General features: G+C 65.6%; 8 protein-coding genes. 3 read left to right on the plus strand and 5 right to left on the minus strand.

The window, feature by feature from the left end:
• Positions 1 to 18: 18 nt before the first annotated feature.
• The 3 genes from FL344_RS23915 to FL344_RS23925 form a co-directional block, all read right to left on the minus strand.
• Complete coding sequence (locus FL344_RS23915; protein ID WP_228565311.1) at positions 19 to 186, minus strand: hypothetical protein; 168 nt, start codon at positions 184 to 186, stop codon at positions 19 to 21.
• Between the two features lie 340 nt (positions 187 to 526).
• Positions 527 to 832: a transposase gene (locus FL344_RS40090; protein ID WP_141620135.1), complete on the minus strand. Its 306-nt coding sequence runs from the start codon at positions 830 to 832 to the stop codon at positions 527 to 529.
• Between the two features lie 72 nt (positions 833 to 904).
• A complete protein-coding gene (locus FL344_RS23925) occupies positions 905 to 2158 on the minus strand; it encodes a hypothetical protein (RefSeq protein WP_141620136.1) in 1254 nt (417 codons plus the stop codon).
• A gap of 378 nt (positions 2159 to 2536) precedes the next feature.
• Between FL344_RS23925 and FL344_RS23930 the strand changes: the two genes are divergently transcribed.
• Together FL344_RS23930 and FL344_RS23935 are read left to right on the plus strand one after the other, a co-directional pair.
• Positions 2537 to 3397, plus strand: coding sequence for a hypothetical protein (locus FL344_RS23930; RefSeq protein WP_141620137.1), 861 nt, complete (start codon positions 2537 to 2539; stop codon positions 3395 to 3397).
• A 509-nt stretch (positions 3398 to 3906) separates the two neighbouring features.
• Positions 3907 to 6051 (plus strand): patatin-like phospholipase family protein, encoded by a 2145-nt coding sequence (locus FL344_RS23935; protein WP_141620138.1) that lies wholly within the window; start codon positions 3907 to 3909, stop codon positions 6049 to 6051.
• 75 nt (positions 6052 to 6126) lie between these two features.
• Here the strand turns inward: FL344_RS23935 and FL344_RS40095 are convergent, their stop codons facing one another.
• Entirely contained in the window at positions 6127 to 6585 is a 459-nt protein-coding gene (locus tag FL344_RS40095; RefSeq protein WP_368667448.1) for a hypothetical protein, read from the minus strand.
• Between FL344_RS40095 and FL344_RS39295 the strand changes: the two genes are divergently transcribed.
• The gene (locus FL344_RS39295) at positions 6522 to 6695 is read left to right on the plus strand and encodes a hypothetical protein (protein ID WP_228565312.1); all 174 of its coding nucleotides are present in this window, start codon (positions 6522 to 6524) and stop codon (positions 6693 to 6695) included. The two genes, FL344_RS40095 and FL344_RS39295, sit on opposite strands and share 64 nt — an antisense overlap.
• Positions 6696 to 6743: 48 nt before the next feature.
• On the opposite strand, the gene FL344_RS38635 is transcribed toward FL344_RS39295, so the two are convergent.
• Positions 6744 to 7149, minus strand: a 406-nt coding sequence (locus tag FL344_RS38635) for a hypothetical protein (protein ID WP_305021770.1), incomplete at its 5' end; no start/stop codon positions are given.

Consider the following 7149-nt stretch of genomic DNA (forward strand, 5'->3'; position numbering starts at 1 on the left):
GCCTCACGGGCACCGCGCTCAGCGCACCAGATGGAAGTCCGTCTGACGCTTCCAGGCCCAGTGCACGCGGCCCTCTGCGTCGATGGTGATGTCCTCCTCCTGTGCCGAGCGCACCCACTGGCCGTTCCACTCTGGCACCGCGGACGTGGCCTGCAACTCGATGGAGTACCACGGGTACGCAATCACCTTGTGGTCTCCATTGCCGGGCACTCCCTCAAGCGGGGGCGGAGCTGGGGCTGGAGGAAGAGCGCCCGACCCAGGCTGCGACGGTGGAGTCGACGCCGCGATTGGATTGGGGGGACTGCTGCGCCGGACGTTCGTGCTGGATGTCTTCGCCTGCTCTCGGTGTGGAGGCCGCAGGAGGGTGCTGGCATACCTGACGGCCCCCGGTGGGCGGCGCGCCATTCTACAGCACCTGGCACTGCCCTCGGCTCCCGTTCAGCGCACAGCCCGCGTGTCACCCTCCTGCGGCCCTTCTTCGCCCCTCTTCACCAGCCCGACGCACTCAACTGGGCTCCTATCCGGCCTATACTTCCAATGGTCCTGGCGCCCTCGCGGATGCCCAGAGGAAGCTCGGCGCCGGCACCAGCCCGACCGACGCCGCTACCCTACGCGCCTCGCGCAACCACTGCGACAGCGTCGGCTGCGAGACTCCCACCTGGCGAGCCAATGCAGCCGCGCTCATCGCGCTTGGCCCCACCAGCCGCTTCACCCTCTCCGCCTTGAATGCATCCGTGTACGCGAAGCCGAGGTCAACGACGAGGTGGGCTGTGCGGGAGGGACTCATGGGTGTGCATGAGGTGGGGACGGCCCACAGCATCGCACGGTGCATTCACAACCGCTCGAGTCCAAGGCCGCGTCGAACCTGGACGTTGCTCCTTTAGTGTTCGACGTCCGCCTGCCGCTACGGCTCGCCAGTCTGGGACAGCCGCTCCTGGACGACAGTGGCGCTTCCCGAGGGGATTTCCGTCCGCTGGGGGAAGCCGTAGGCGTCGAGCTCCACCTTCACGGACATCGGGCCCAGCTCCATCGTGGCGGCGCGGGCTCCCGCCTCCTCGCGGGGGCGGATGACCATCTTCGTCGGTGCGGACGCGTCGGCGGGAGGCACCCACAGCAGGGCCTCGAGCGCGTCGCCCTGGCCCTTCAGCAGGCCCTCGCGGAGCCGCGCGGCGAGCCCCACCTCGCCGATGAGTTCGCCCCCGAACTGAGCCTGCACCTCCTTGGCGGCCACCTGACCCGAGACGCCGTAGCTCCCGTTCTGCTCTCGGCGCAGGCGCACATTCGCGGCGACCGTGTCGTTGACCCGCTTGGAATAGCTCTTGGCGACGAGCACTCCCGAGATGTCCGCCTGCTCTGTGATGTTGGTGTCCTGGAACTGGAGCTGGGCCGGGGCCCCGGGACGCACCATCGTGGTGCTGACCTCAAGGATGCTCCCGCCCGCCTTGGAGCCGAAGAGCGCCGTGTACTGGAATCCGAGGGGTATGTCGCCCAGCCGCATCACCTGCACGTCGCTGTAGTAGGGCGCCACCGGCTGCTCCGGCGCCGTGGAGGTGAGGCCCGTGGCGATGGACTCGGTGACGTCGAGGAAGGTCTTCGTGTATCCCAGCTCGTTGTGGAAGCAGGTCTTGGGGAGCACGGGGTCCGCGTGGACCATCACCTTGATGCGACCCACCTGTACGGCCGGAGCGGCGCCTCGCGAGTAGTCACCTTCCAGGTACATGGCGGGGCTGCCCGTGAAGGACTTGACGTTCGTGGCGCGCACCCGCTCCACGGTGACGTCATCGAGGAGTGACTCGAGCAGGCTCCTCACCGCGGCGCCGGCATCGATGGCGCTCGTGTAGAAGAGACAGGTGACCGGCTCGGAGGTCCCAATCGGGAGGGTGAGGATTGTCACCCCATTGGGGCGCTTCATCAGCTCCGGCGTACCCGCGGCCAGCACCTTGCCCCGGAAGAGGACTCCCTCGGCCTCCACGGGCTTGTGCGGCAACGGCGCGGTGATTTCCCGGGCGAGCGCTTCACGGACGGTGCGCGGCTCGGCGGGCGCTGACGCCGCGGGAGCGGGCTTGGACTCTGTCGATTCAGTGCGGTTCGCGGCGGGGCTGGTCGCACAGCCCGTGAGCAGAACGGCGGAAAGCAGGGTAAGTCTGGGGAGAGGCATGCGGCACCTGTCGCGGAGAGGTCGGACGTCCTGACGCTCTATTCGAAACGGGCGCCCGAGTCTGGTTGTGCCCGGGTGAAAACAGGCTCATGGGGTGCCGATGCCCGTGAGGTCCTTCCGCTCGCGACGCGGAAGAGGCTTCGAATCAGCGCAGGCGCCGGCGGTGAGCGTCAAGGTAGTTGTCGCGTGAGAGGGTTCAGCCGCTGCCGCGACAGGTCCTGCTTCTTCAAATGCCGGGCGAGCGCATCGAGGTCGGAGAACGCGCCCTCGCACAGCCCCACCAGCCCCGCTGCCACCTCCTCCGCACCTGCTTGAGGGAGCAGCAGTCAATTCGGAAACAAGATTACCCACGTGCGGTTGTCCGGCCGGGACATCCCCGTGCCCCGCATTACGCCGGGTGGGGTGAACAAGAGCGGCGACTTCATCATCATGGGAGACCTTGACGGCATCATCGGCGTCACCACGGGCCGGCCCGAGGCGTGGACGGACAACGGGCTGTTTCGCACCCAGAAGCCCCAGCAATTCACGCAGGACGGCTCCCGCGTGCTCACCCATACCGGCGACCACTCCTATGTCGAATGGTGGAGCTGGAGCTTCGGCCCACGCCCCCAGGGCATTCGCGTGCTGGACCGAAGCCTCCAGGACTCCGCGGGCGTCTTCCCGGTCCAGGGGGAATCACGAGCGGTGCTGCGACAAAAGAACGGAAGCGTGCGCCTCGCTACGCTGGAGCCCACGGGAACCCAACCGTGGAAGATTGGCCCTCCGCTGAAGGACGTGCCGCGCACGGGCATGCTGGTTCCGTTCCTGGTGGGAGACACGGTGTATTACTACCGTGAAGGCTTCTTCGATGAGAACCGCGTATGCGATGAGTCAAGGCCCGGGACCTACCGCCGGCTCAACCTTCGCACCGGCGAGGAGCGCGTCTTGCGGACCCATAACACCTGGTGCAGCACGGGCGAATTCGAAGGATTGAACCTGAAGCGGCGCACGCTGTACTTCATCGAGGGCAACACCTTCGCCGGCACCGCCCGCATGTATGAGTATTCGCTCGACCACGACGAGGTCCGTGAAATCGAGATTGCGGCCATCAGTAATGTGCTCCACATCAGCGAGGATGGAGGCACGCTCCTCGTGCGCGCCGGCCAGTTGTTCATGGCGTACAACGTCGACACCGGCGAGGTGGCGCGGGTGGACCTGAACGAGGTCCGGAGCGCGGGCGTGCTCGACGTGCGGCACTGACGTCGAGCGTGAACCACGACGCGCCCCCGAGTCCGCGCTCATCCAGCTCCGGAGCCGTGCGGGCCTCCACAGGACGCCCCAGGCTGGAGCGCGCGGACCGAGCGGGGGGCCGGTGCAGCATTCGAGCCCACGGCACCCGCCCGCTCCGAGGCGCTCGCTGGACGGATGTGCATTGCCGCCTGGCGGCACCAGGCTCGCGCTGAAGCGCTCTCAACATCGCTCGACATGAGACAGGGGCGGCGTAGCCGCCGGCATGCCTGCAAAGTCGCTCTCGACCACGATGAAGGGGAGGCTGCGCACGACTCATGAGAGCCCAAAGGCGGCCGAACGCGTGGCGCTGGAGCCGAACGAGCGGCGCATGCCTGGGGATTCGCCACCTGCTGGTCCCAGCGGTCTGGGCGCTCGACAGGCCGCGAGCCAACACACCCGGTGGCGTGCTCTGAACTCAGTGTCAAGACTTCCTGGAGGGGAGCCCTGGTTTGAATCTTGACGGGCTCTCAGGGGGAACCATGACCCTGGCAATACCCAGCACTGCAGGCAAAAGCCATTTCGAGAACGTCGCGTTTCAGAACCCTTCTGATGAATGCGACCTCATCATGAAAGGAGGCGTCACCAGCGGCGTCGTCTATCCTCCAGCCATCCTGGAACTGGCGCGGAAGTACCGCTTCCGTTCACTGGGCGGGACCTCCGCCGGCGCTATCGCAGCCGCCGCGGCGGCAGCCGCCGAATATGGCAGGGAGAAGAACTCACGCCCGGACGTGGGGTTCGCCGGACTGGGCGGGATGATGGAGCAGCTCAAACAAGAAGGGTTCCTGCTCCATCTCTTCCAGCCAGCTCCACAGGCACGAAGGTTGTTCAATGCCGTTGTCGAAGCCATTGCTGTCTACAATGACTCCTCGGGTAGACGGCGGGTACTTCAATGGGTGGAACTGGCGCGAAAGGTTCTTCAGGAACCTGATGAGGCAGCGCATCGAAGCATCCTGCCCGTGAGAGCCGTTCGCCAGTCAGTCGGACTGCTGGCCTGGCCCGTCGCAACCATGACACGTTGGGCTTCACGCCCCATGAAGACGCTGGCGATGGGGTCCTCGCTTTGGTCCTTGGCTGGCGTGATGCGGAATGGGCTCCGCCTCTGGCATTCCCTCAAGGGTGGGGTTGAGTATGTGCGCGACAAGGATCAAAGCTTCTTCGCGCTTTGTACAGGGATGGATGTCGCGTCCGGAAACGGGGCTCCAAAGCACCCTGCACTGACTCCCTGGCTTCACGAACACATCCAGAAGCTCGCGGGGCTCGAGAGCGATGACGTCCTGACCCTTGGCCACCTTCGGGAGAAGGAAGATGGCAAGGGCAAGGATGTTGGCATCGACTTTCGCATGGTGACGACGAACCTGAGCCAGCGCCAGCCCTATACGTTGCACAGCGAAGATACGGAGACCGCGAGCCGTCGCGTCGTGCACCCGGAAGAACTGGATGCAGGATACCTCTTTCGCACGGACGACATGCGCCGCCTCTTTCCATTGGAGGTGGTGCGGTACCTCGAAAACTGGATGGATGTGGACAGGTATGAACTGAACAGGACTCAGAGTGCGCGAACCAAGGACGCCTTCAAGAACTTCGACTTGGCGAAGGCGAGAGCCGAAGGCTTCTATCCCTTCCCGGCGGGCAATGCGCTCCCCGTCGTGGTCGCCACGAGAATGAGCCTCAGCTTCCCTTTGCTGCTGGGAGCGGTGCGCCTCTACACCATCAAGCACGACACTTTCAAAAAGCGCGCAGCCTTGAGTGAAGGAAAGAAGCCCTATGTGCTTCGGGTGAAAGACTCTGACACCGGAGAGAGTGAACTGCAGGAGAACTGGTTTAGTGATGGAGGGATCTCAAGCAACTTCCCCATCCACATGTTCGATGACTGGCTGCCTCAGCGCCCCACGTTCGGAATCAATCTGGCGGACTCGCAGATGCCCACAAACATCACTGGCCCCAGGGAGGCGTCCATCCATCGAGGGGACGATGATGTGTTTTTGGCACAGCCGCGATACCTCCTCGTGCCCCATGTCTATCCGCTTAAGTGGCTGAGCCAGTTCCTGGGCGCGATCTTCGACACCGCACAGAACTACCGTGACAATACGCAAGCCCGCCTGCCCAGCTATCGAGAGCGCATCGCGCATGTCCGTCTGTCGGATGGGGAGGGCGGCCTCAATCTGAACATGGGGGTCGGCACCATCCAGGCCATTGCGGAGAAGGGAGGCCGTGCCGCGGAGAGATTACAGAGTGAATTCGCATTCGATGAACACCGCTGGGTACGTCTGCTCGTCTTGCTCGGACGCCTGGAGGAGGAGTTCATTCGTCTTCGAGAGCGGTACACGAAGGCGTCGAGAAATGGAAACTGGCGTCAGGAACTGCTGAGGCAGTACGAAGCGCTGCTGAAAGCGTCCCAGGAGGACGAGCGACAAGCGTGGTACCGTGTTCCGCCGAAACCGTTGTGGCCTCGCTGGCGCAGAGAGGCGATTCAGCGCATGGATGCACTGACGGAGCTCATTGACAAATGGACGTCAGGGAAGACGACCGGAATCCCGTATCCTCCTCGCGCGAGGAAGCAATACTTCTTCTCGTATGACGAACCCATGCCCGAAAGCATCTTGCGTGTGACGCCCGAGCAATGACAGCGAGCGCCTGTCCACCCGCGGTTGCATCACGTTACCCGGGTTCACGGACGCCGTGGACCCGGGTGAGCTCCATCACCCAGTTGGTCTCCCATGTCTCGCCGTCGAGCGAGAAGGCCTGCTCCCGCCGGGCGTGGTCCGTCCCCTGTCGCGTCCACCGGAACTGGGCCTGAACCGGACGTATAGGCGGGATAGAGGCCCTGTTGAGGGTGAGGGCTTGAGGGGAGGGGCCGAGGAGGGCCGCTGACGGGGCCTCCCGAGCGATGCTCCCGGCCGGATGCCGAGGAGCGCCAGGCGCAGCACCCGGCGCGCGGTGGGGGCATCCTGCTCGTTGGCGACCGCGATGGCGTTCGCCAGCCTCAGCAGATCCTCCGCCGTCGCGCAGGTGTGAATCGCCCCCGCCGAGGACGCCCGCGCCGCCAACCCTTTCAACACCTCGAGTAGCATGTCGGTGCAGCACAGCTCCTGGGGTGACAGCCCCTCCGGCCCCGCGAGCAGCGCGGCGGCGAGCCCGCGGTGCGTCGCGGTGTACACCGTCCGACTCGCAGATTGCCGCCTTCGAGCGGCTGCCCCACCTCAACCCGAACAACCGCCCCGTGCAGCCGTTGAATGGCCGCGACATGGGGCTCCAGTCCGGTCACTGATTCGGATTCGCGGCGCCCATGGGCTCAAGGGGGGCCTCCAACACCTCGTCACTCCAGCGCTGGCGGACGGAGCAGCTTCTGGAGACGGACGAGGTGTGAGGACGTCGGGTACTTCGCCTGGAAGTCCTCGGCGCGCTGCTGGGCTTCCGCGCGTCGGCCCAGCAGGACCAACGCCTCGATGGCGAGCACCTCCCGCTCCTGCGCGAGCGTGCCCGCCTGGAACCGGGACGCGTGTCCTCGCAGCAGCGAGAGGGCCTCCTCGGCGGCGCCTCGCTGGAGGGCACGGTGGGCGTCATCGATGAGCAGCAGCTCCTCGTCCTCCGGGCTCGTGGCGCGAGCTTCCGGCGGTGGCTCCACGACGGGCTTCTGGAGGGCTTGCGGCGGGCTCGTCCGAGGCGCGACGGGAGCCGGCGCACGCTCCACGATGGGGGCGGCGGGCTCGGGACGCGGGGTG

Source organism: Myxococcus sp. AB036A, from assembly GCF_006547355.1.
Classification (GTDB): Bacteria; Myxococcota; Myxococcia; order Myxococcales; family Myxococcaceae; genus Myxococcus; species Myxococcus virescens.